This is a genomic window from Brevundimonas sp. TWP3-1-2b1 (assembly GCF_049896165.1).
GTDB classification, from domain to species: domain Bacteria; phylum Pseudomonadota; class Alphaproteobacteria; order Caulobacterales; family Caulobacteraceae; genus Brevundimonas; species Brevundimonas subvibrioides_B.
Genome location: NZ_JAFCTT010000004.1, coordinates 1 through 20,537, shown reverse-complemented (window position 1 = coordinate 20,537; position 20,537 = coordinate 1). Strand labels below are relative to the sequence as shown.

Here is a 20,537-nt window from a genome sequence, read left to right as displayed (position 1 = left end):
CTATTCGCCTTAGAAGTTGAAGCGAATGCCTGCGTCGAAGCGACGGCCGAACCGTTCCCACTCGATCGTGTACTGGCTCTCGCGAGAGTAGCGACGGCCCGGATTGTTCATGAGGTTGGAGCCGTCGACGTAGACTTCAAGGTTGTCGCTGACGGCGTAACGGATCGAAGCGTCCAGTTCGTCGTCGGCCGCCCAGTAGGTGTTGCCCCCGTCGGCCACGGGGCCGTAGCCGTCGAGCCAGTCGGTGCGCTTGCGATAGTTCAGGCGCGCCGAAAGGCCATACTTCTCGTAGTAGCCAGCCAGGTTGTAGACCAGGTCCGAGGTGCCCGGCAGGGTCACGCGCGTGCCGCCCGGCGTCGTGGCCTGGGACTCGTTGGCGGTCACGTTCACGTTGATGCCGAAGCCGCCCATCCACTCAGGCAGGTCCAGCTGTTCGACATAGGGGTCGAGCTGAAGCTGCAGAGCGCCTTCGAAGCCCCAGATGTAGCCGTCGCCGCCGTTGACCAGCGTCGACAGCCGATACTGGGACCGATCCACACCGGTGGTGTTCAGGACGGTGGAGTTGAACACCCGCGCGTCGCTGAACAGGACGTCCTCGACCTGCTTGTAGAACAGGCCCGCCGAGAAGAAGCCCTGGGGCTGGATGTACCACTCGTAGTAGGCGTCGACGCCGTAGGCCCGCTCGGGCTGGGCGTCGGGGTTGCCGCCTGAGACGGTCTGGTTGGCGTCGTTGAAGGTGAAGTTGGGACGCAGCTGGTCGTAGTCGGGACGGGCGGCGCCGGTCGAGAACGAGAAGCGCAGTTTGCGGTCCTCGTCGATGTCATAGTTCACGTGCACGCTCGGATAGACGATTGTCTGCTCACCTTCCGTGGTGATCAGCGTGTTCAGCCCCGCCAGCGGCACGAAGGCCTGGCCGGTGTTGGTGATGCGCTCGACGCGGGCTCCGGCCAGCACCGAACCCCAGTCATAGCCCAAGCGGATCGCTCCGTAGCCGGCGTAGACCTCTTCCTCGACGTTGTAGAAGTTGCCGACGATGGGGTTGTAGGCGTTGAGAGCGGACGCACGGGCGACCTGGGCGCGCATGGCCTCCAGGTCGAAGTAGCGGAACGTGTAGCCCATCCAGATGTCGCCCGCGAACGGCGTGCTCAGCGAGACCGGCGCGAAGGTCGTCGAGGTCCCGGCCGCGGCAAACTGGGCGGCCGAGTTCAGGACCATCTGGCGTTCGTTGGATTCCTTGGTGCGGGTGTCGTACTGGCCGCCGAAGGTGACGCGGGCGTCGGCCCCCATCAGCGACAGCTCGCGGGTCAGATCGAAGCGGGCGGTGTAGGCCTCCGTCTCGTCGATGGCCTTCAGCGACGTGAGCTGGGTCAGGTTGCGCTGGAAACCGTCGATGTCGGTGACACGCGCGCCGCGGCTGTAGGTCGTCGCCGCGCCGGTGCCGGTGGTGATCGTGTTGTAGAGCTCGATGTTGTGGCGGTCGACGTTGGTGAAGTCGTAGAAGATCGTCGGACGCAGGTTGCGGGTCGACGGGCTCTCATAGCGGGCCTCGCCGACCACCGAGCGGTCATCACGCGAACGGGTGAAGTTCAAACGCCAGTCCAGATCCCAGTCACCAAGCGCGTGTTCGCCGCCCAGGGTGTTGGTGAAGATCGACTGCTCGAACGCGCGCAGGGTGGCGCGCTGGTTGATGTCGATGCCGTAGACCGTGCCGAGCAGCGAGGTGTTGCCGATGCAGCTGTCGGCATAGCCGGTGTTGGTCACGATGCCCGTGGGCACGACCACGCAGGGCGCGGCGGCCGAGCGCGGCGGGACCGAGGGATCAGCCTGGCGGTCGTCCATGTCGAAGATGTAGTTGTCGCGGGCTTCGTCGTCCGTGAAGGTCGTGAAGATCGACTCGAAGAAGACGCGATGCCCATCGGTCGGGCTCCAGTCTAGCCGGCCCGAATAGGAGTAGTTCTTGCGGGTCAGACGATAGAGCTTGTTCTCGGTCTCGCGCGCCCACAGGCGGTTCCCGCCACCGCTGGGCTGAACGTCCTGGGACACGATTTCCCAGTCGATCTCATAGTTGTCGGTGACCATGTTGCGTTCGAAATAGCTGCCCGACGCCAGGAGGCCGATCTCTCCGAAGCCGGTATCGAAGCGATCCGAGACGACCAGCTGGCCTTCGTACGTGTCGCGGTCGCCGAGCTCGGCGCGGCCCGCGCCCAGCTTGCCGGCGATGCTCAGGCCCGGATAGTCGAAGGCCGAGCGGGTGATGATGTTGATGTTGCCCGAGATGGTCTCGCCGGTCAGGTCAGGCGTCACAGCCTTGTTGACCACGATCTGCGACGCGATGGCAGACGGGAGGGAGTCATAGCGGGTGTCGCGGCCCTCGGGGCTGACGATGCCGATGCCGTTGATCGACAGTGTGGTCCAGTAGTTCGGCGCACCGCGCAGCGAGACATAGCGGGCCTGGCCCTGATCGCTTTCGACGGCGGCGCCCGGGACGCGAGCGACAGCCTGGGCGATGTTCTGGTCGGGCAGGCGGCCGACGGCGTCGGAAGCGATGACGCTGACCAGGCTGTCGGAGTTGCGCTGGACCTGAAGCGCGGCGGCTTCGGATTCGGCGATCGGCCGGCGGCCGGTGACGACGATTTCGTCAACCCGATCGGCGGTCTGAACCTGGGCGAAGGCGGCGTTGCCGATGAGCAGGGGCGCGACAGCAGCCCCCAGCAAAAGTGCGAGTTTCATTTTGAGCATCCCCGATGGTCCGATCGACCCCCCGGCCGTCGGCTCTGGAGGCCGCTGCTAAGCCACAGCGACGACGCCACGGCGACGCTTGTGCGACGCTGTCGTAGCGGTTGGCTGGCCAGGATGTGACAGTTCTTCCGTAGACGGTGAAATGACCGCTGCGGCCGTCCGAGAAAGGCGGAGCCCGGGGTTGACCGGCGGTTTGCCACGTGGTCTGCGCCGCCCCGCCACGCCCTTCCATCAAGGATCCGCCATGCGCCAGATCGGCCTCTGCACCGCCGCCATCGCCTCACTGCTCCTCGCCGGTTGCGCCACCCACGAGGTCGACTATCAGGGCGAGGGCGAAGGTCTGGTCGGCGCCGGCGTCCGCGTCCAGGCGACGCTGGAGACGCCGTCGGTCGGCACCGGCGGCGGCGAGGATGCGGCCGACGATCCCGCCATCTGGGTCGGTCAGCAGCCGGTCAAGGTCATGGGAACCACCACGCCCGGCTTCGTCGCCGGCACCGACAAGAAGGCCGGCCTCTACATCTACGGCTTCGACGGCGCCGTGCTTCAGTTCATGCCCGAGGGGCTGCTGAACAACGTCGACGTCGTCGACGGCCTGACCGTGGCCGGCCGGCCTCAGGTCGTGCTGGGCGCCAGCGACCGGACACCGGGCAGGGAGGGGGTGTCCCTCTATCTGTTCGATCCCGCCGGGACGGGCCAGAACGGCGTCCGTCCCTGGGGTGCCATCCGCACCGACGTGGTCGAGCCCTACGGCTTCTGCTTCGCGCATCGTGGCGGCGAGATCCACGCGGTCCTGGTCGGCCACGAGGGCGAGGTGCGCCAGTTCGTCCTGACCGCCGACGCCGCCGGCCGGCCGCTGTCACGCGAGGTCCGTCGCTTCGAGATCGGCTCGATCTCCGAGGGCTGCGCCGCCGACGAGGCGACGAACGCCCTGTATCTGGCCGAGGAGAATGTCGGCGTCTGGCGTTACGGCCTCGACCCGGCCTCGGGCGACACCCGCACCCTGATCCAGGGCATCGAGACCGACAGACTGGTCGCGGATGCCGAGGGCCTGACCCTCCTGGCCGACGGCGCGGCCCGATATCTGATCGGCTCCAGCCAGGGCGACAGCGCCTTCCCGGTCTGGCGCATCGACGGCGCCGCGCCCGAGTACAAGGGCCGGTTCGTGGTCGAGGGCGGGGTCGTGGACGGCGTCACCGGCACCGACGGTCTGGCGGCCATGGGCGGGGCGGTCGGCGGCTTCCCCGAGGGCGTCGTGGTCGTGCAGGACGACGTCAACGACGTCGGCACCCAGAACTTCAAATACATCGACTGGCGCGTGATCAAGGCCGCGCTCGGCCTCGATTGATCCGGGGGCTGTCCGGTCGCTAGTCTGGCCGGATGACCGACGACCACAACACCGACGATTCGCCCGAAGGCCCTGGCGAAGACGGGGGCGGCTTCGACGCCGACGACTGGTCGCGGCTGAAGCCCTTCACCGGCCGTGTCGCCACCCTCGACGACGTCCAGGCGCGGCGCGCGGTCTTCGCCCTGGGCGACTCGGAAGACCCGCAGGTCATCGACATGGACCTGCCCCAGCCCGTCATCTGGTGGGACGACGACGGCGAACAGGGGGCGGTCGCGGTCCAGGCGGAGGTCCATGCCGGCGCCTTCGGCGAACCCATGGAAGTCCTGGGCCTCATCCTGCCCGACGGCGACGCGGTGGTGGCCCTGCTGGATGACGTCGACCTGGTCGACGACACCGATCCCCACTGGCGAAGGCTGGTGGACGAGGCGATCGACCCGAACGCGGCGAACGAGGACTGAAGGCGACCGTTCCCTTCGGCGGTCTGGTCCGGCTTCGTCCGCAGAAAACACCCTGACGAAACGGACGAGACCGCACGCGGACCTCATGAAATCAATCACCTGACCCGCCCGCCTTCGTCCGGTGGCGGGATTATGCGAAATGCCGGCGAGCGGCGCGTCCTGGTAGTGTCAAAGACCCTGGCAACGACATGGGCGCCCATACGCCCATGCACAAGGACGTTATAGGAATAAATTCTATCTCCGCGCCATTCGGCCAAGGGCGGCCGGGCCGTCTTGCGGCCGAAGGTCCCCTTCGACCGTGGGCCAGGGTCGCAAATCGACTCATCGCGGCAGTTGGGAACTTCCGTTGCCGGCGCGGAAGCTGAAGCACCTGAGCCGGTCGCGGAAACTGAGGAGCTTCCTCGACGGCCGATACGAAAAGGGGGCGGTCCGCAGCGACCACACCTTCTGCCTTCAGGAAGCGGCGCTAACCCTCCAGCACGACCTCGAACCCGGCGAAGATCATGCGTTTGCCGTCGAAGGGCATGTCGATGTGCTTCATGGGGTCGTCCTGCATCATCGTTTTCCAGGCGGCGGCGCGGGTCGCCTTGTCGGGCCAGGTGATCCAGCCGACGACGACGGTCTCGCCGTCCTGGAGCTGGACGGCCTTTCTGAAGTCGGTGGTCTTGCCCTCGGGGACGTCCTCGCCCCAGGTCTCGGTGACGGCGGTCGCGCCGTGTTCCTTGAAGAAGGGCGTGGTCTGGCGCGAATGCTCCAGATACGCCGCCTTGTTGGCGGTGGGGACGGGAATGACGGTGATGTCGAGGAAGGGCATGAGACGTCTCCTTTTTGGTGGGGCAGACGCGGGCGACACGGTCGCTCGCCTACGGGGTCAGGGCTGGCCGGCGGCGTCGGCGGCGGCCTCGAGGGTGGCGATGTCTATCTTCTTCATCGTCATCATGGCCTCGAAGGCGGCCCGGGTGCCGGCGGGGTTCGGATCGCGGTAGAATTCCATCAGGCGTCGCGGGGTGATTTGCCAGCTGACGCCCCAGCGGTCCTTGCACCAGCCGCACATGCTCTCCTGGCCGCCGTTGCCGACGATGGCGTTCCAGAGGCGGTCGGTCTCGGCCTGATCCCCGGTCTGGATCACGAACGAGACGGCCTCGGTCTGGGGGAAGATTGAACCACCGTTGAGACCGAGGTAGGCGCGGCCCGCGAGGGTGAATTCGACCATCAGTTCCGCGCCGGCCGGGGCCGACGGGTTGTCGGCGGGGCTGGTGTGGGTCGCATTGATGCGGCTGTCGGCCAGACCCAGCGAGACGTAGAATTCGGCGGCGGCGCGGGCCTGGCCGGTGTCGTACCAGAGGCAGGGCGTGATCTTGTCGGTCATCGAGGTCTCCTTTGCGTGTCGGCCCGGCAATGGGCCAAGGGCGTCAGGCGGCGTCGGCTTTCACACCGCTGTCAGCGCCGGTGGCGGCGGGGTCCATCCACATGATTTCCCAGATGTGGCCGTCGAGGTCCTCAAAGCTGCGTCCGTACATGAAGCCATGATCCTGAACCGGGGTCGGGTCGGGGCGGCCGCCGGCCCGGACCGCGGCGTCCAGCTGGGCCTCGACGTCGGCGCGGCTGTCGCAAGACAGGCAGAGCAGGGCGTGGACGGTCGAGCGGTCACCGATCGGACGCGAGGTGAAGCTGGCGAACTTTTCATGCGTCAGCAGCATCACGAAGATCGTCTCCGAGAACACCATACAGGCGGCGGTCTCGTCGCTGAACGTGGGGTTCAGGGTCGCGCCTGCGGCCTCGTAGAAGGCGGTCGAGGCCTTCAGGTCGGCGACGGGCAGATTGATGAAGATCATGCGGGACATCGGTATTTTCCTTGCGTATGGGCCCTGAAATTGTGTCGCGGGGGCGGGCTGGACGAGGGCGGTGGGCGGTGTTCGGAGCCGGGGTATCGTCCGGCTCCGATGTTGCGCTTTGTGGTCCATGAGATTATATATGTCAACTATGAAGTTAGAAAACATAACCGAGAAAACGGGACGGCGTTATGACGACGCGTGCGGCACGGCCCATGGGCTGGAGCTGATCGGCGAGCGGTGGGCGTTGCTGGTCGTGCGCGAGCTGATGTTCGGGCCCAAGCGGTTTGGCGATCTTCGCGCCGGTCTGCCGGGTTTGAGCGCCAATGTGCTGACTCAACGGCTGGAGGGACTGGAGGTTGCCGGCCTCGTCGTGCGGCGCAAACTGCCGCCGCCGGCCTCGGTCCAGGTCTATGACCTGACCGACTGGGGCCGCGAGGCCGAGCCGATCATCAGCGCGCTGGGCCGCTGGGCGGCGCGGTCGCCCGGGCATGACCCCACCCTGCCGCTGAGTCCCACGTCGATGATGCTGTCGTTCCGGACCATGTTCGATGCGCGCAAGGCGGGTGCGGCGGCGATGACGCTGGGCTTCCGCTTCGGGTCGGAGCAATTCGTGGTGCGCGTCAGGGACGGGGTCCTGACGGCAGCGCGCGAGGACGATGGACAGGCCCAGGTGCAGATCGACGGCACGCCGGAGGCGGTCGCGGCGATCGTCTATGGCGGGGCGGGCCTGGCGACGGTCAGCGTCAGCGGCGACGTCGGTGTGTTCGAACGCTTTGCGAAGTTCTTCGAACTGCCGCCCAAGGCCGGATGAGGGCGCCGGGCGTCGATCCTGGCAAACTCACGCAGCCCGGTGCGAAAACGAAAAAGACCCGATCTTGCGACCGGGTCTCTTCAATCGACTGGAGCGGGCGAAGAGATTCGAACTCTCGACCCCAACCTTGGCAAGGTTGTGCTCTACCACTGAGCTACGCCCGCACTCCGTAACGGGGCCCGGCTGGGCGATCCGTCTCGTCGAGAGCGGGGCCTATAGCGGACGCGGACGGTCCGTCGCAAGGCCCCTTTTTCGAAAATTACCTGGGCGCCATCCTGATGGCTCCGTCAAGCCTTATGCATTCGCCGTTGATGTAGACGTTGCGGGCCAGCTCCAGCACGAGGCTGGCGTAGTCCGAGGGCTTGCCGAGGCGGCTGGGGAAGGGGATCTGGGCGGCCAGGGCGTCCTGGATCTTCTGGTCCATGCCGGCCATCATCGGGGTCCACATGATGCCGGGCAGGATGGTGTTGCAGCGGATGCCTTCCTGGGCGAGGTCGCGGGCGACCGGCAGGGTCATGGCGTAGACACCGCCCTTGGAGGCCGCATAGGCCGCCTGACCGACCTGACCGTCCTGGGCCGCCACCGAGGCCGTATTGACGATCAGGCCGCGCTCGCCGTCCTCCACGGGCTCCAGGGTGAGCATGCCTGCGGCCGATTGGCTCAGGACGCGGAAGGTGCCGAACAGGTTGACCCGGACGGTGCGTTCGAACTGGGCCATGTCGTGGGCCTTGATCTCGCCCGTGTCCCTCTTGCGTGAGGCCGTCTTCATGCCGGTGGCGATGCCGGCGCAGTTGACCGTCAGCCGCTCCTGGCCGTGTGCGGCGCGGGCCTTTTCGAAGGCGGCGGCGACCGAGGCGTCGTCGGTGACGTCGACGGAGCAGAAGATGCCGCCGATCTCTTTGGCGATGGCCTCGCCCTTTTCGGCGTTGAGGTCGAACAGGGCGACCCTGGCGCCTGTGGCCGCGATGGCGCGCGCGGTCCCCTCGCCCAGGCCCGAAGCCCCGCCTGTCACCACTGCTGCGATCGACCCGTCGAGTTTCATGGAATTCGTCCCTATGTTCTGATCTGAACTTCTGATTGCCGCGGGGATTTAGCCGCCATGACCACCAAAGCCAAACGCGCGTCGGGGCCGATCACCCCGGAAGACGCCATTGATCCGGCCAGGGCGCTCGTGCCTTCGGTCCAGAAGGTCAACGAGGTGCGGGTGCGCACCGGCTTCTGGCCCAAGCTGGGCCGGGTCGCCTCGCGCATTCCGTTCGCCGACCAGGTCGTCGCCGTCTACTACGCCGCGCGCGACCCGGAGACGCCGATGGCGGCCAAGGGGATCATGCTGGGGGCGCTGGCCTATTTCGTCATGCCGCTCGACGCCATCCCGGACGTGCTCGCCGGCATCGGCTTCACCGACGACGCGGCGGTGATCACGGCGGTCATCGCGACGCTCGGGGCCAATGTGCGCAAGAAGCACCGCGAGGCGGCCGAGAAGGCTCTCGACAAGCTGCGCTGATCCTCCCCCACCGGGGGAGGGGGACCGCGTCTTCGCGGTAGAGGGGGCCCGCCCCAGACACCCAGTGTGCGGGTGGCCCCCTCCGTCACGTCGCGAAGCCGCGCCGCGCCACCTCCCCCATCGGGGGAGGATTTCTAGCTCTCGACGGTCACCACGACCTTGCCCATGACCGTGCGGTCGGACAGGGCCTGGATAGCCTCGTGGGCGCGTTCCAGCGGGAAGGTGCGGCTGACGCGCGGCTTGATCTTGCCCTCGGCCCAGAACTTCATCAGGTCGGCGACATTGGCCCTGTGCCCCTCGGGATCGCGCGCGGCGGCGGCGCCCCAGAAGACCCCGACCACCGACACCGACTTCAGCAGCGTCAGGTTCAGCGGAAAGGCCGGGATGCCGGCCGGGAAGCCGACCACCAGATAGCGGCCGTTCCAGTCCATCGAGCGCAGGGCCGGTTCGGCATAGTCGCCGCCGACGCCGTCATAGACCACGTCAGGGCCGTCGCGCCCCGAGGCCAGCTTGAACTCGCCCGAGAGCTCCTTCTGGGCCGCCTTGTCCATCGGCCCCGACGGATAGATCAGGCCGTTGTCGGCCCCAAGCTCGAGCGCGAACTGGACCTTGTCATTGGTCGAGGCGGCGGCGGTGACCAGGGCGCCCATGGCCTTGCCCAGTTCGACGGCGGCGGCGCCGACCCCGCCCGCGGCGCCCAACACCAGCAGCCGTTCGCCGGCCTTCAGCTGGGCCCGGTCCTTGAGGGCATAGTAGGAGGTGCCGTAGGTCATGATCAGGGCGGCGGCCTCCTCGAACGACATGGCGTCCGGCATCTTGATCAGGGCCTCGGCCCGCACCGCCAGCCGCTCGACCATGCCGCCCCAGCCGGGCATGGCGATGACGCGGTCGCCTTTGAAGACGCCCTTGACCCCCTCGCCCACAGCCTCGACCACGCCGGAGACCTCGCCGCCCGGCGAGAAGGGACGCTGGGGTTTGAACTGGTATCTGTCCTCAATGATCAGGGTGTCGGGGAAGTTCACCCCCACGGCCTTGACCTCGATGATGACCTCGCCCGCCTTGGGGGTGGGATCCAGCACCTCCTCGACGACGAGGCTGTCGGGGCCGCCGACGGTCTTGGACAGGACTGCGCGCATGAAATGCCTTTCAGGGGTGATGGGGAGAGAGCGGCTCAGGCCGCGGAAACAGGTTTGTCCTGGCGGATCCAGCCGGTGACCGACAGGCGGTTGCCGCCGGCGAACGGGGCTACATAGGTCACGGCGTGTTCGTAGGGGACGGTGAACAGGTTCAGGGCGTTGAACCTGGGCGTATAGGCCTCGGGCACATGGCCGTCGTCGTCGATGAAGGCCAGGAGGCCGCCCCAGTCCGCCCGCCAGTCCGGCGTCAGGCTCAGCACATAGGCATAGAGCCGCTCGCGCTTGTCGTGGTCGTCGTTGTGCTGGTTCAGATAGTGGCCAGGCTGATACCGGGTCGCGCGGCTGTCGACATAGAGCGGCCGGTCGTCGCCGGTGGCCTCTCGCACGAAGCCGAGGAAGGCCTCGGAGTTCAGCGTGTCGTGAAGGGCGCGATAGGCGGGCCGCACCGGCTTGCCGTTCTCGATGTCGGTCGAGATGCGCACCGTGTCGAACATGAAGTGCAGCCCCCGGGTCGCCTCCGAGTGCGCGACGGCCATGAACTCGCGGTGCTGTTCGGCCGTCAGGGCCTCCAGTTGCTCGACCGGGATGTCGGCATACTTGCCGCCGCTCATCGTCGAACAGACCCACAGGTTTTCGCGGACCAGGGTCTCGTACAGCGTCGCGGCGCTGTCCGGCGTCAGGAAGCCCGGGATATGGACGCGGTTGAACGATTTGAACGCCGCGCGGATGTCGCGCCCCTTCAGCTCCGGATCGATCTTCGCCACGTCTTGTCGCCCTGTGGTCAGCCTGTCGTGCGGCGACGGTTGTCACAGGATGGGCCCCGTGTCATCGCCCCCCGACGCTAGCCAGTCGAACCGCTCCATGGAAGGGCGGACGAGCGGCCCAAGGAGAAACGCCATGACCCGACCCGCCCTCATCCTGCACGGCGGCGCCGGCGCGCGTCGCAGCCGCGACTACACCGCCGAGATCGCCCATATGCGCGAGGTGGTCGAGGCCATGCGGGTGCGGCTGGAGGCCGGCGCCCCGGCGCTCGACGTGGCGGTAGAGACCCTGGTCCTGCTGGAGGATTCCGGCCTCTATGTCGCGGGTCGCGGGGCCTCGCCCAATCTGGCCGGCGAATACGAGCTGGACGCCAGCCTGATGGACGGGCCGAGCCGCCGTGCGGGCGCCGTCGCCGCGTTCCAGGGCTATCGCAACCCGATCCGCGCGGCCCGCGCCGTGATGGATCACAGCCCGCACGTGCTGCTGGCCGGGTCGGGGGCGGCCCGGTTCGCGGGCGAACACGGCCTGGAGCCGATCGACGATCCCGAAGCCTGGTTCACCCGCGCCGGCCAGGGCGAGGACAACCATCCGCCGGGCCAAAGTCCGGGTGTGGGACCGGCGCTGAGCCACGGGACGGTCGGCTGCTGCGTGCTGGACACCCAGGGTCGTCTGGCGGCCGCCACCTCGACCGGCGGCGTGTTCGGCAAGCTGCCGGGGCGGGTGGGCGACACGCCGATCCCGGCGGCGGGCGTCTGGGCCACGGACCGGGTCGCGGTCTCCTGCACGGGCCAGGGCGAGTATTTCATCCGCACCGCCGCTGCCGCCCAGATGGACTGGCGGGTCGAGGCGGGCGCCTCGATCATCGAGGCCGGACAGGCGGTCATCGCCGGCATCGGCGCGATGGGCGGCGACGGCGGCCTGATCGCGCTCGACGCGCTGGGCCACCGCGCCGATCCCTTCAACTCCCAGGGCATGAAGCGCGCCTGGCTGACCCCGGACGGCGAGGTCGGGGTCGAGGTGTTCGGGAAGTAGCGCGGGCGTTCTCCCTCCCCCTCGGGGGAGGGAAAACGCACGCCCCACATTACAGCGCCGTAACTTACGCCGGTGTTCCAGCCTGATACGGTCGCTCCGCAACTCCGGAGTCCGTTCATGAAATCCCGCCTGAAGTCGGCCGTCGCCGCCCTCGCCCTCGTCACCGCTCTCGGGACCTTCTCGCCGGTCCTGGCCCAGGACGCTGCGGGGGCGCCGTCCGCCGCCATCGTGGTGCCGCCGCTGGGCTTTGTGAAACGCACACTGCCGAACGGCATGGACGTCTACACCGCGCGCGACACGACGACGTCGAACGTCACGGTCCAGGTCTGGTACCGGGTCGGCTCCAAGGACGACCCGCAGGACCGCTCCGGTTTCGCCCACCTGTTCGAACACCTGATGTTCAAGGCGACCAAGGATTTCCCGGACGAGACCTTCGACCGCCTGACCGAGGACGTGGGGGGCAACAACAACGCCTTCACCAGTGACGATGTCACCGCCTATCACGAGACCATCCCGGCCAATCACCTGGAGCGTCTGCTCTTCGCCGAGGCCAGCCGTCTGGGCTCGCTGGTCGTCGATGAGAGCGTGTTCGCGAGCGAGCGCGACGTGGTCAAGGAAGAGTACCGCCAGGGCGTGCTGGCCAACCCCTACGGCCGGATGCGCCTGTTCCTGCCCATGCTGATCTTCCAGCAGAGCCCCTATCGCCGCTCGACCATCGGCTCGATCGAGAACCTCGACGCCGCGACCATCGAGGACGTGCGCCGTTTCCACGCCACCTATTATCGCCCCGACAACGCCGTCCTGATCGTGGCCGGCAATTTCGACCAGGCCGAGCTGGACGGCTGGATCGACCGCTATATGGCGCCGATCACCAATCCGGACCGGCCGCTGGAGGTCACCGACGCCTCCGAGCCGGAGCCGGCCGGCCCGCGCGAGATGACCGTCCACGCTCCGAACGTGCCGCTGCCCGCTGTGGTGCGCGCCTGGCCGACCGTGCCTTACGGCCACCCGGATCGCGCCGCCCTGACCGTGCTCGACGGCATCCTGTCCACGGGCGAGAGCTCGCGGATGTATCGCTCGCTGGTCTATGAGCAGCAGATTGCCGCCCAGGCCGGGTCCTCGCCCGACTTCTCGCAGCAGGCCGGATATCTGATGGCCCAGGTCATCATGTCGGACGGCCATACGGTCGACGAGGGCCTCGCCGCCATTGACGCCGAAATCACGAAATTCCGCGACCAGCCGGTCACCGACGCCGAGCTGAACGAGGCCAAGAACGAGCTGGTCGCCGACGCCCTGCGTGGTCGCGAGACCATCGACGATCGCGCCAGCGCCCTCGGCTGGGCCCTGATCAACACCAATGACGCGGCGACCGCCGACCGCGAGATCGCCGAGATCCAGGCCGTCACCGCCGCCGAGGTCCAGCGCGTCGCCCGCCGCTATCTGACCGACCAGCGGGCTGTGACCCTGCGCTACCTCAACGCCGACGAGACCAATCCGGTGACGGCGCAGCAGACCGGGATCACCGCCCCGGTGACCCTGGCCGACCTCGCCCCCGTGGGTCAGGTCTTCACCCTGCTGCCGGAAGCCGAGCGCGCGGCCCTTCCGGCGACGACCGATCCGGTCGCCCCGACGACCCCGCCCGTCGCGGACTTCCGCCTCGACAACGGTCTGCGCGTCCTGGTCGTGGAGAAGGACGGCCTGCCGCTGGTCTCCGCCCGACTGAACTTCGACGCCGGTTCCAGCGACGAGGCGGCCGGCAAGGCCGGGGTCGCCGCCCTGACCGCCGCCCTGCTGACCCAGGGAACGGCCACCCGCAGTGCACCCGAGATCGCCACCGAGATCGAACAGCTCGGGGCCAGCATCGGGGCCGGCTCGGGTCCCGATTTCTCCAACGTCTACGCCAACGCCCCGGCCAATGTCTTCCCTCAGACGGTCGCCCTGATGGCCGATCTGGTGCGCAATCCGGCCTTCGCGCAGGAAGAACTGGATCGCCAGCGGGACCAGACGCTGGACAATCTGCGCGTCGCCCTCGCCACGCCCGGTCCGGTCGCCTCCCAGGCCGCCGCCCGTGTGATCTATGGCGACGCGGCCTACGGCGCCCCCGGCTCCGGCACCCTGACCAGCATCCCCGCCATCACCCGAGAGGACGTGGCCGCCTTCCACCGGCACCGCTATCGCCCCTCGGAGGCGACCCTGGTGTTCTCGGGTGCGATCTCGGAGACCGACGCCCGCGCCCTGGCGCAATCGGCCTTCGGCGACTGGCGCGACACGAACAGCACCGCCGAGGCGCGCGTCGCCCCGCTCGGCCAACCCCTGCCGCCCCGCGTCGTCGTCATCGACCAGCCCGGCGCCGGCCAGGCGGCGGTGACGGTCGCCCTGCGCGGCGTCTCCCGCACCGACGCCGACTACTTCCCCCTGACGCTAGGCAACACCCTGCTGGGCGGCAGCTTTACCTCGCGCCTGAACCAGGAAATCCGCATCAAGCGCGGCCTCAGCTACGGCACACGCTCTTCGCTGGGCGTGCGCCGCGAGGACGGCCTGTTCACCGCCAGCGCCCAGACGCGCAACGATGCGGCTGTGGAGGTGTCCGACCTGATCCTGGCCGAGATCACCCGCCTGTCGACCACCCGGCCGACGACCTCGGAACTGACCACGCGTCAGGCCATCCTGACCGGCGCCTTCGGCGACTCGCTGGAAACCGTGGATGGCCTGGGCGGCCTCGTCGCCAACCTGGCGCTCTACGACCTGCCGATGAGCGAGCTGGCGGCCTATGTCGGCAAGGTCGAGGCCATCGACGGCGCGGCGGTCCAGGAGGCCTTCGCCGCACACCTGCCGGTCGACCGGGCCAGCCTGGTCATCGTCGGCGACGCGGCCCGGTTCATCGACGCCCTGCGCGCGAAACACCCCAACGTCGAGGTCATCCCGATCTCGGCCCTGAACCTCGACAACGCGGCGCTGCGGTAGGGCTTCAAAGTCTCCTCCCTGGTCGCCTCCTGGCGAATGGGGAGGTGGCGGCGAGCCCTAGCGAGCTGACGGAGGGGCTCTGGAGGCGGCAAGACCCCTCCGTCTCCTTCGCTCCGCTACGAATCCACCTCCCCATCGCTACGCGACAGGGAGGAGGCGCGGCTGTCAGTCCTCGCCCGCTTCGTCGTTCGCCTTGTCGTCAGCGGCATCGGCTTCCTCGGCCACCACGACGTCGGAGGCCTGGTCCAGGGCGTACTGGGCGATCAGGCCATAGGTGACCATCTGTTCCGGGTCGTTCGCGGCCCAGGCGCCGTTCGTGACCAGGCCCTGGGCGAGAACCGGGGCGGTACGCAGCGCTTCCTGCACCTCGGGGTCGTTCATCGCATCGGCGACCAACGCCTCGACGTCGATATTGGCCAGGGCTTCCTGGGCGATCTGGCCGGCGTGGCGGCTGACCTCGGCGGTGAAGGCCGCGATCTCCGGCTGGTATTCGGTCCAGATGGCCGCGATCCGCGCCTCGCGCTGGGCCTCAGTCAGACTTTTATCCTCGGAGATCGCTTCGGCGCGTTCGCCGAACGCCTGCATCCGCGCTTCGAAGGCCCCGGCGGCGGCTTCGATGGCGGCTTCCGACGCCGTCTGAGGGTCTTCGGCGGCGAGCGCGGCGGACAGCGGCAGAACGGCGAGGGCGGCGGACAGCGAGAGGGCGCGGATCATGGCGGGCAGCTCCTTGAGTTCGCACTCAGGGTCCGCCCGACCGCCGGTCAGCTCAAGTGAAATCGCGGTAAGGCGGGCTCAGGGCGCCGGGGCCGCCGTCGCCGCCTGTTCGATCTGGGTCCGAACCAGACGCGGGACCGAACGCAGCTGCGGCAGGGCCTGGGTCAGGCCTGCGAGCATGCCCGCGCGCTCGGTCTCGGGCGCCGCAGCCATCTGTTGATTCATGAAGGTGTCGAACGCCGTGGCGAAGGCGTCGGCGTCGGGCTGATAACGCGCTTCGATGGCGTCCAGCGACGCGGCCCGTCGTGTGGCGTCCGCCTCGGCGACGGCCGTCTGCATCTCCGCCTGCATGGCCTCTACCTTTACTCCGAAGGCCTCGGCGGTCGCCTCGAACGCCGCCTCACCCGGCGTCGCAGGAGCCGTCTGGGCGCTCACGGCAGTCGCTTCGGTCTGGGGCGAAGATGAAAGGACGCCGATCAGCAGGAACAGGGGGAGGGACAAGAAGGACATTCAGACTCTCTCGGGTTCAACCGTCGTCCCGTGTCGCGAAATCGTCTCCGGCTCAAGTCGAAATTGCGTGAAGCCGTCCTACTTCGGGCTCGGCCGGGTCCGTGCGCCCTGGGCCTGGGCGTTTTCCTGGTAGCGGGCGACGATGGCCGAGATGGCGCGGCGGGCCTGATCCTGATCGCCGTCGGCCTGGATGATGGCCTGGACGATCTCCTGGTTCATCAGAACGCGAGTGTCGCGGTCGGTGACCGCCGGGGCGAGGGCGGGGATGTCCACCCACGCCGACGCCACCGGGATCACGGCCGGAATGGCGGTCTGCGCCAGCGAAGACGTGGCGGCGACGAGGACGGCGGCGACCGCCAGGAACACGAACTTGCGCATGGGACCCTCCCTGAAAGGCAGGCGGACGATGTCCCCTAACCCTTCATTGCGCAAGACCGCGTTCGCTGAACGGGCCCAAGAGGCGCCTTTCGTCAGACGCCTCCGGGGTTTCAGGTGCGGCGGTCGCGCTTGGCCAGGACCCGCAGACGCAGGGCGTTCAGCTTGATGAAGCCGGCCGCGTCATTGTGGTCGTAGGCCTGGACGCCCTCTTCGAAGGTCACAAGATCCTGATCGTACAGGCTGTTGGCGCTCTCGCGGCCGATGACGGCGACATTGCCCTTGTAGAGCTTCATCCGAACCGTGCCCGAGACCTTCGCCTGCGACAGGTCGATGGCGGCCTGCAGCATCTCGCGCTCGGGCGAGAACCAGAAGCCGTTGTAGATCAGCTCCGCGTATTTCGGCATCAGCTGGTCCTTCAGGTGCATGGCGCCCCCGTCGAGGGTGATCGACTCGATGCCGCGGTGGGCGGCGATCAGGATCGTGCCGCCGGGCGTCTCGTAGACACCGCGCGACTTCATGCCGACATAGCGGTTCTCGACCAGGTCGAGGCGGCCGATGCCGTTGTCGTGGCCCAGTTCGTTCAGCCTGGTCAGGATCGTGGCCGGCGACATGGCCACGCCGTCGATGGAGACGGCGTCGCCCTTTTCGAAGCCAATGGTGATCACGGTCGCCTTGTCGGGCGCGTCCTCAGGGCTGATCGTGCGCTGGTGGACGAACTCGGGCGCCTCGACGGCCGGGTCCTCGAGGACCTTGCCTTCCGACGAGGAGTGCAGAAGGTTGGCGTCGACCGAGAACGGGGCCTCGCCGCGCTTGTCCTTGGCGATCGGGATCTGGTTCTTCTCGGCGAAGTCCAGCAGGGCCTCGCGGCTGCGGTACTCCCACTCGCGCCACGGAGCGATGACCCGGATGTCGGGCTCCAGCGCATAGTAGCCCAGCTCGAAGCGGACCTGGTCGTTGCCCTTGCCGGTGGCGCCGTGACAGACGGCGTCGGCGCCGACCATGCGGGCGATCTCGATCTGGCGCTTGGCGATCAGCGGCCGCGCGATCGAGGTGCCGAGCAGATAGTCGCCCTCGTACTGGGCGTTGGCGCGGAACATCGGGAAGACGAAATCGCGCACGAACTCCTCGCGCAGGTCGTCGATGAAGATGTTCTCGGGCTTGATGCCCATCTTCAGGGCCTTCTCGCGGGCGGGGGCGAGCTCTTCGCCCTGACCGAGGTCGGCGGTGAAGGTCACGACCTCGGCGCCGTATTCCGTCTGCAGCCACTTGAGGATGATCGAGGTGTCCAGGCCGCCGGAATAGGCCAGGACGACCTTCTTGACGGGCTTGTCGGAGGCTTTGGCCATGAGGGCTCTTTCGCAGAACGGCGTGGGAGGATTTGGCGGCGCTTAAACGGCCTGACGCCCCGCGATGCAAGGGCGAGACTGTGGCGGACGCCGGCCTATCGCATCGCGTCGCCGCGCATTATGTCCGTCTGCATGACCGACACGCCTGAAACCCCGTCCGAAGTCCCGCCCGAACGGGTCCTCAGCGAGCCCGCCAAACGCGCCCTGGCCGAGGCCGCCGAACGTCGCGCGAAGGCCGGGGCGCTGGCGCCGGCGACCGAGCACGGCGGCCCGACCGGCCCCGAACCGACCCGCTACGGCGACTGGGAGAAGAAGGGTCTCGCGGTCGATTTCTGAGGCCTCCCCGGTTCGTCATCCTCCGGCGAAGCGCAGCGGAGACCGGAGGACCCAGCGGCGCGCGAGAGCGCGAACCTGTAGCCAGGCACGCCGCTTTCGATATCGCGCCTGAACAGATCGCCTTCGGCGCCGCTGGGTCCCCCGGTCTGCGCCGCCAGGAGGCGGCTTGCCGGAGGATGACGAAAGAAAGGAAGCGACCGCTGACGGGCTGAAGACGCCGGCTTCACGCCAGAAGAGCGAGATTTAACCCCGTCTTGAACGAATTGCTCCCGCCCGGGGAGCATCCGGAACCCTTCCGCGCGAGAAGACCTAGGGTGGCCTCGAACGTCGCGGAGCCGCCCAGTGAAAACGCTTGTCTCGATCCTCACCGCCCTCCTGCTGCTCGGCGCCGCGCCGGCGCTGGCGAGTGAAGGCGGCGGCGGCGGCCAGCACGGCGGGGGTGGCGGCTATGGCGGGGGCCACGGGGGCGGCCATGGGGGCGGATGCGGCGGAGGTTGCGGGGGCGGCGGCCACGGCGGCGGCAACATCAATGTGAACGTCAACGCCAACGCCAATGCGAGCGCCTACGCCGGCGCGGGAGCCGGCGCCTACATCAACGCCCGGGCCTATGACGTCGGCGCAATCAGCGGGCGCGGCGGTCATGGCGGCGTGATCTCGACGGGCGGGGGCTATGGCGGCGACTACGGTTACGGCTACGGCGGCGCCGGATATGCGGTGGTGGTTCGCGGGCCCGGATATGGTCCTAGCCGGCCCTTCGGCTATGTCGCCCAGGGGTTCGGTCGCCGTTACGTGACCACCGACCGCTGCTGCGGCCTGCGCCCGGCGCCCTGCTACGACAACTGCGGCGGCGGCTATTCGCCCCCTCCTCCGCCTCCTCCGCCGCCTCCCCCTCCGCCCCCGGCCTGCGACTGCCGGGACGGCCACGGCCAGGGTCACGGCGGCCATGGCTATGAGCAGGGCTATTCCGGCGGCCGGGGCGGCGCGTCCTACAGCGTGCGCGAAAGCTACAGCGAAAGCAGCCGCTACGGCGGCGGCTATTCCAGCGGCTATCAGGCCGGATACGACCAGGGCTACGCCCCGCCGCAGGTCTATCAGCCAGCCCCGGTCTATGTGCAGCCGCCGCAAGGCTATTACGGCGACCTGCCTCCCGGCGACACCGGCGACGGCTACACCTACCGTCAGGAACCCGGCGAACGGGGCTGACCCCCGGGATCAGGCCCGTTCAGGACAGACCTTGCGCACCGAAAGCGACCCGGCCGGCAGGGGCCGCAACAGCGCCCCCTCTGCCTGGGTCAGGTCCAGCCACTCCAGCGCCTGACCGGGCGCCAGAACACAGACCTGCCGGTCGTGATAGGGCGCGATGTCCGGCCCCGGCCCGGTGGTCAGGATGGCGAAGGCGCCCTGTCTGACCACCCCCGCCATCCACATCCACGGCGCGTCGACCAGGTCGAACCGCCATTTGGTCTTCCGCTTGTGGCCCGGCTCGGCGTCGGTGAATTCGAAGAAGCCCGCGGCGGGGATCAGGCAGCGTTCCGACGACCCGAAGGTCCGCCCGTCGGAGCGGAAGTTGAACACCGGCTTCCCGCCCGGCCCCTTCCACGCCCAGGTCATGGGCGCGAGGCTCAGGCCCTCCCCGGCGCGCAGGACCACGGGCGGACTGTCGCCGATGGCGTATTCGGGCGGCAGGTTCGGCCGCCCGGCCGGAAACGCCAGAACCAGCCCCAGCTGGCGGATCTCGTCATCGATCGTGCCGAGCGTCGGGGGCGGGACGAAGCGGTTACACATCAGGGGTGAGGGGCAGGACCGGACATCGTCGGAGACTGACACAGGCTGCGGAGGGAGGGGAGTGGGGGCGCTTGCGGTCCGTTAGGGGGGGCTCGATCTGACGAACCCACGGGCGCTAGCACCACGGGTGACATACAAGTCCATTGCGCGCTGCGGTTGGGACAAGTAGCCACAACTCTTCCGTTGTGAGGGTACCGTGGACAAAGTCAAAGCGCTCTTTAAAGCCGCCTCAGTCGCTTACAATAGCGGAAAACCTCATCTCACAAACTGCAATGAACTCATTGTCGCCTGCCTTGAGCTGCTGCATTCCAAGGCGGAACTAAGGGAATATTGGGAGTTTTCGAAGGGAGTCTCTTACAGTGTGTTCGACGATGGCGTATCGCTATCTCGTCCTATCAGGTCCAATCTTTTTCTAGATGACCCCGATTTGTGGCCTGAAGCTATTGGGTTGGCACAAGAGGTTTTCAAGAAGAAACCTAGTGAATGGGATCAGGCTGACAAAGACCATCTGAATATGATTGTCTACACTGGAGTGATGGCGTTCGCTGCTTGCATCGACTTGTGGCAAAGAGGAAGCCGTAATTCGCCGGGCACATTCTTTGAGGCCTTCGCCGCAGCATTAGTAAACCAGTCGCCCGAAAAGCTTAAGCTTTCGAAGCACATCCCGCTTCTGGCCACAGCCGAGGAAGAGATGGACGCGGCTGACGATGACGATTCCAGTGTCTCCACGGATCTCGTCGTCGAGAAGGAAGGCATAAAATACTGACGTGACCCCCTGAAACTCCTCCAGGAATAGCTAGAGTCCGCCCCTCGAAAGGACGGACAGAATGAAGCGATCGAGATTTACGGAAGAGCAGATCATCGGGATCCTGCGCGAGCAGG

21 protein-coding genes and 1 tRNA gene are annotated in these 20,537 nt (G+C 67.7%); 9 read left to right on the top strand and 13 right to left on the bottom strand.

Going from position 1 to position 20,537, the window contains the following annotated elements; all coding sequences use genetic code 11:
* Positions 1–9: 9 nt before the first annotated feature.
* Positions 10–2,730, bottom strand: a complete 2,721-nt coding sequence (locus tag ACP7AB_RS04925) for a TonB-dependent receptor (protein ID WP_425989409.1) — start codon at positions 2,728–2,730, stop codon at positions 10–12.
* Positions 2,731–2,983: 253 nt separating this feature from the next.
* On the opposite strand from ACP7AB_RS04925, the gene ACP7AB_RS04920 reads away from it, so the two are divergent.
* Both ACP7AB_RS04920 and ACP7AB_RS04915 read left to right on the top strand, forming a co-directional pair.
* On the top strand, positions 2,984–4,084 hold the full coding sequence (locus ACP7AB_RS04920) for a phytase (RefSeq protein WP_425989411.1): 1,101 nt from the start codon (positions 2,984–2,986) through the stop codon (positions 4,082–4,084).
* 32 nt (positions 4,085–4,116) lie between these two features.
* Positions 4,117–4,542 carry a hypothetical protein gene (locus ACP7AB_RS04915; protein ID WP_425989414.1) on the top strand — a complete coding sequence of 142 codons (426 nt, stop codon included), beginning with the start codon at positions 4,117–4,119 and terminating at the stop codon, positions 4,540–4,542.
* 466 nt (positions 4,543–5,008) lie between these two features.
* On the opposite strand, the gene ACP7AB_RS04910 is transcribed toward ACP7AB_RS04915, so the two are convergent.
* From ACP7AB_RS04910 to ACP7AB_RS04900, 3 genes are read right to left on the bottom strand one after another with little or no spacing between them, the layout of a single operon-like run.
* Positions 5,009–5,356, bottom strand: coding sequence for a DUF1428 domain-containing protein (locus tag ACP7AB_RS04910; protein ID WP_425989417.1), 348 nt, complete (start codon positions 5,354–5,356; stop codon positions 5,009–5,011).
* A 57-nt stretch (positions 5,357–5,413) separates the two neighbouring features.
* Positions 5,414–5,911: a VOC family protein gene (locus tag ACP7AB_RS04905; RefSeq protein WP_425989420.1), complete on the bottom strand. Its 498-nt coding sequence runs from the start codon at positions 5,909–5,911 to the stop codon at positions 5,414–5,416.
* 43 nt (positions 5,912–5,954) lie between these two features.
* Complete coding sequence (locus ACP7AB_RS04900) at positions 5,955–6,386, bottom strand: VOC family protein (protein ID WP_425989423.1); 432 nt, start codon at positions 6,384–6,386, stop codon at positions 5,955–5,957.
* A 139-nt stretch (positions 6,387–6,525) separates the two neighbouring features.
* On the opposite strand from ACP7AB_RS04900, the gene ACP7AB_RS04895 reads away from it, so the two are divergent.
* Entirely contained in the window at positions 6,526–7,188 is a 663-nt protein-coding gene (locus ACP7AB_RS04895) for a winged helix-turn-helix transcriptional regulator (RefSeq protein WP_425989425.1), read from the top strand.
* A gap of 89 nt (positions 7,189–7,277) precedes the next feature.
* Here ACP7AB_RS04895 and ACP7AB_RS04890 read toward each other — a convergent pair.
* Both ACP7AB_RS04890 and ACP7AB_RS04885 read right to left on the bottom strand, forming a co-directional pair.
* Positions 7,278–7,352, bottom strand: a tRNA-Gly gene (locus ACP7AB_RS04890).
* Positions 7,353–7,447: 95 nt separating this feature from the next.
* On the bottom strand, positions 7,448–8,230 hold the full coding sequence (locus ACP7AB_RS04885; protein ID WP_425989427.1) for an SDR family oxidoreductase: 783 nt from the start codon (positions 8,228–8,230) through the stop codon (positions 7,448–7,450).
* Positions 8,231–8,287: 57 nt separating this feature from the next.
* Here ACP7AB_RS04885 and ACP7AB_RS04880 point away from each other — a divergent pair, with 57 nt between their 5' ends.
* On the top strand, positions 8,288–8,692 hold the full coding sequence (locus ACP7AB_RS04880) for a YkvA family protein (RefSeq protein ID WP_425989429.1): 405 nt from the start codon (positions 8,288–8,290) through the stop codon (positions 8,690–8,692).
* 134 nt (positions 8,693–8,826) lie between these two features.
* On the opposite strand, the gene ACP7AB_RS04875 is transcribed toward ACP7AB_RS04880, so the two are convergent.
* Positions 8,827–9,828, bottom strand: a complete 1,002-nt coding sequence (locus tag ACP7AB_RS04875) for an NADPH:quinone oxidoreductase family protein (protein ID WP_425989431.1) — start codon at positions 9,826–9,828, stop codon at positions 8,827–8,829.
* 35 nt (positions 9,829–9,863) lie between these two features.
* Positions 9,864–10,592: a 2OG-Fe(II) oxygenase gene (locus ACP7AB_RS04870; protein ID WP_425989433.1), complete on the bottom strand. Its 729-nt coding sequence runs from the start codon at positions 10,590–10,592 to the stop codon at positions 9,864–9,866.
* A 133-nt stretch (positions 10,593–10,725) separates the two neighbouring features.
* Here ACP7AB_RS04870 and ACP7AB_RS04865 point away from each other — a divergent pair, with 133 nt between their 5' ends.
* Together ACP7AB_RS04865 and ACP7AB_RS04860 are read left to right on the top strand one after the other, a co-directional pair.
* Positions 10,726–11,622 carry an isoaspartyl peptidase/L-asparaginase family protein gene (locus ACP7AB_RS04865; RefSeq protein ID WP_425989435.1) on the top strand — a complete coding sequence of 299 codons (897 nt, stop codon included), beginning with the start codon at positions 10,726–10,728 and terminating at the stop codon, positions 11,620–11,622.
* 117 nt (positions 11,623–11,739) lie between these two features.
* The gene (locus ACP7AB_RS04860) at positions 11,740–14,586 is read left to right on the top strand and encodes a M16 family metallopeptidase (protein ID WP_425989437.1); all 2,847 of its coding nucleotides are present in this window, start codon (positions 11,740–11,742) and stop codon (positions 14,584–14,586) included.
* Positions 14,587–14,751: 165 nt separating this feature from the next.
* Here ACP7AB_RS04860 and ACP7AB_RS04855 read toward each other — a convergent pair whose 3' ends face one another.
* The 4 genes from ACP7AB_RS04855 to ACP7AB_RS04840 all read right to left on the bottom strand — a co-directional run bounded on the left by ACP7AB_RS04855 (position 14,752) and on the right by ACP7AB_RS04840 (position 17,534).
* Complete coding sequence (locus ACP7AB_RS04855) at positions 14,752–15,300, bottom strand: hypothetical protein (RefSeq protein WP_425989438.1); 549 nt, start codon at positions 15,298–15,300, stop codon at positions 14,752–14,754.
* A gap of 78 nt (positions 15,301–15,378) precedes the next feature.
* Positions 15,379–15,810: a hypothetical protein gene (locus ACP7AB_RS04850; protein ID WP_425989440.1), complete on the bottom strand. Its 432-nt coding sequence runs from the start codon at positions 15,808–15,810 to the stop codon at positions 15,379–15,381.
* Between the two features lie 78 nt (positions 15,811–15,888).
* Positions 15,889–16,188, bottom strand: a complete 300-nt coding sequence (locus ACP7AB_RS04845; protein ID WP_425989442.1) for a hypothetical protein — start codon at positions 16,186–16,188, stop codon at positions 15,889–15,891.
* Positions 16,189–16,298: 110 nt separating this feature from the next.
* Complete coding sequence (locus ACP7AB_RS04840; RefSeq protein WP_425989444.1) at positions 16,299–17,534, bottom strand: argininosuccinate synthase; 1,236 nt, start codon at positions 17,532–17,534, stop codon at positions 16,299–16,301.
* Positions 17,535–17,666: 132 nt separating this feature from the next.
* Here ACP7AB_RS04840 and ACP7AB_RS04835 point away from each other — a divergent pair, with 132 nt between their 5' ends.
* Together ACP7AB_RS04835 and ACP7AB_RS04830 are read left to right on the top strand one after the other, a co-directional pair.
* Positions 17,667–17,870, top strand: coding sequence for a DUF1674 domain-containing protein (locus ACP7AB_RS04835; protein WP_425989445.1), 204 nt, complete (start codon positions 17,667–17,669; stop codon positions 17,868–17,870).
* Between the two features lie 342 nt (positions 17,871–18,212).
* Positions 18,213–19,073 carry a hypothetical protein gene (locus ACP7AB_RS04830; protein WP_425989447.1) on the top strand — a complete coding sequence of 287 codons (861 nt, stop codon included), beginning with the start codon at positions 18,213–18,215 and terminating at the stop codon, positions 19,071–19,073.
* A 9-nt stretch (positions 19,074–19,082) separates the two neighbouring features.
* Here the strand turns inward: ACP7AB_RS04830 and ACP7AB_RS04825 are convergent, their stop codons facing one another.
* Positions 19,083–19,655, bottom strand: coding sequence for an SOS response-associated peptidase family protein (locus ACP7AB_RS04825; protein ID WP_425989449.1), 573 nt, complete (start codon positions 19,653–19,655; stop codon positions 19,083–19,085).
* Between the two features lie 196 nt (positions 19,656–19,851).
* On the opposite strand from ACP7AB_RS04825, the gene ACP7AB_RS04820 reads away from it, so the two are divergent.
* The gene (locus ACP7AB_RS04820; RefSeq protein WP_426046108.1) at positions 19,852–20,421 is read left to right on the top strand and encodes a hypothetical protein; all 570 of its coding nucleotides are present in this window, start codon (positions 19,852–19,854) and stop codon (positions 20,419–20,421) included.
* Positions 20,422–20,537 lie beyond the last annotated feature (116 nt).

Excerpts from the sequence above, each read along its gene's own strand:
- ACP7AB_RS04925 (WP_425989409.1), bottom strand. The coding sequence starts at position 2,730 with ATGAAACTCGCACTTTTGCTGGGGGCTGCTGTCGCGCCCCTGCTCATC.
- ACP7AB_RS04920 (WP_425989411.1), top strand. The coding sequence starts at position 2,984 with ATGCGCCAGATCGGCCTCTGCACCGCCGCCATCGCCTCACTGCTCCTC.
- ACP7AB_RS04915 (WP_425989414.1), top strand. The coding sequence starts at position 4,117 with ATGACCGACGACCACAACACCGACGATTCGCCCGAAGGCCCTGGCGAA.
- ACP7AB_RS04910 (WP_425989417.1), bottom strand. The coding sequence starts at position 5,356 with ATGCCCTTCCTCGACATCACCGTCATTCCCGTCCCCACCGCCAACAAG.
- ACP7AB_RS04905 (WP_425989420.1), bottom strand. The coding sequence starts at position 5,911 with ATGACCGACAAGATCACGCCCTGCCTCTGGTACGACACCGGCCAGGCC.
- ACP7AB_RS04900 (WP_425989423.1), bottom strand. The coding sequence starts at position 6,386 with ATGTCCCGCATGATCTTCATCAATCTGCCCGTCGCCGACCTGAAGGCC.
- ACP7AB_RS04895 (WP_425989425.1), top strand. The coding sequence starts at position 6,526 with ATGAAGTTAGAAAACATAACCGAGAAAACGGGACGGCGTTATGACGAC.
- ACP7AB_RS04885 (WP_425989427.1), bottom strand. The coding sequence starts at position 8,230 with ATGAAACTCGACGGGTCGATCGCAGCAGTGGTGACAGGCGGGGCTTCG.
- ACP7AB_RS04880 (WP_425989429.1), top strand. The coding sequence starts at position 8,288 with ATGACCACCAAAGCCAAACGCGCGTCGGGGCCGATCACCCCGGAAGAC.
- ACP7AB_RS04875 (WP_425989431.1), bottom strand. The coding sequence starts at position 9,828 with ATGCGCGCAGTCCTGTCCAAGACCGTCGGCGGCCCCGACAGCCTCGTC.
- ACP7AB_RS04865 (WP_425989435.1), top strand. The coding sequence starts at position 10,726 with ATGACCCGACCCGCCCTCATCCTGCACGGCGGCGCCGGCGCGCGTCGC.
- ACP7AB_RS04860 (WP_425989437.1), top strand. The coding sequence starts at position 11,740 with ATGAAATCCCGCCTGAAGTCGGCCGTCGCCGCCCTCGCCCTCGTCACC.
- ACP7AB_RS04855 (WP_425989438.1), bottom strand. The coding sequence starts at position 15,300 with ATGATCCGCGCCCTCTCGCTGTCCGCCGCCCTCGCCGTTCTGCCGCTG.
- ACP7AB_RS04850 (WP_425989440.1), bottom strand. The coding sequence starts at position 15,810 with ATGTCCTTCTTGTCCCTCCCCCTGTTCCTGCTGATCGGCGTCCTTTCA.
- ACP7AB_RS04845 (WP_425989442.1), bottom strand. The coding sequence starts at position 16,188 with ATGCGCAAGTTCGTGTTCCTGGCGGTCGCCGCCGTCCTCGTCGCCGCC.
- ACP7AB_RS04840 (WP_425989444.1), bottom strand. The coding sequence starts at position 17,534 with ATGGCCAAAGCCTCCGACAAGCCCGTCAAGAAGGTCGTCCTGGCCTAT.
- ACP7AB_RS04835 (WP_425989445.1), top strand. The coding sequence starts at position 17,667 with ATGACCGACACGCCTGAAACCCCGTCCGAAGTCCCGCCCGAACGGGTC.
- ACP7AB_RS04825 (WP_425989449.1), bottom strand. The coding sequence starts at position 19,655 with ATGTGTAACCGCTTCGTCCCGCCCCCGACGCTCGGCACGATCGATGAC.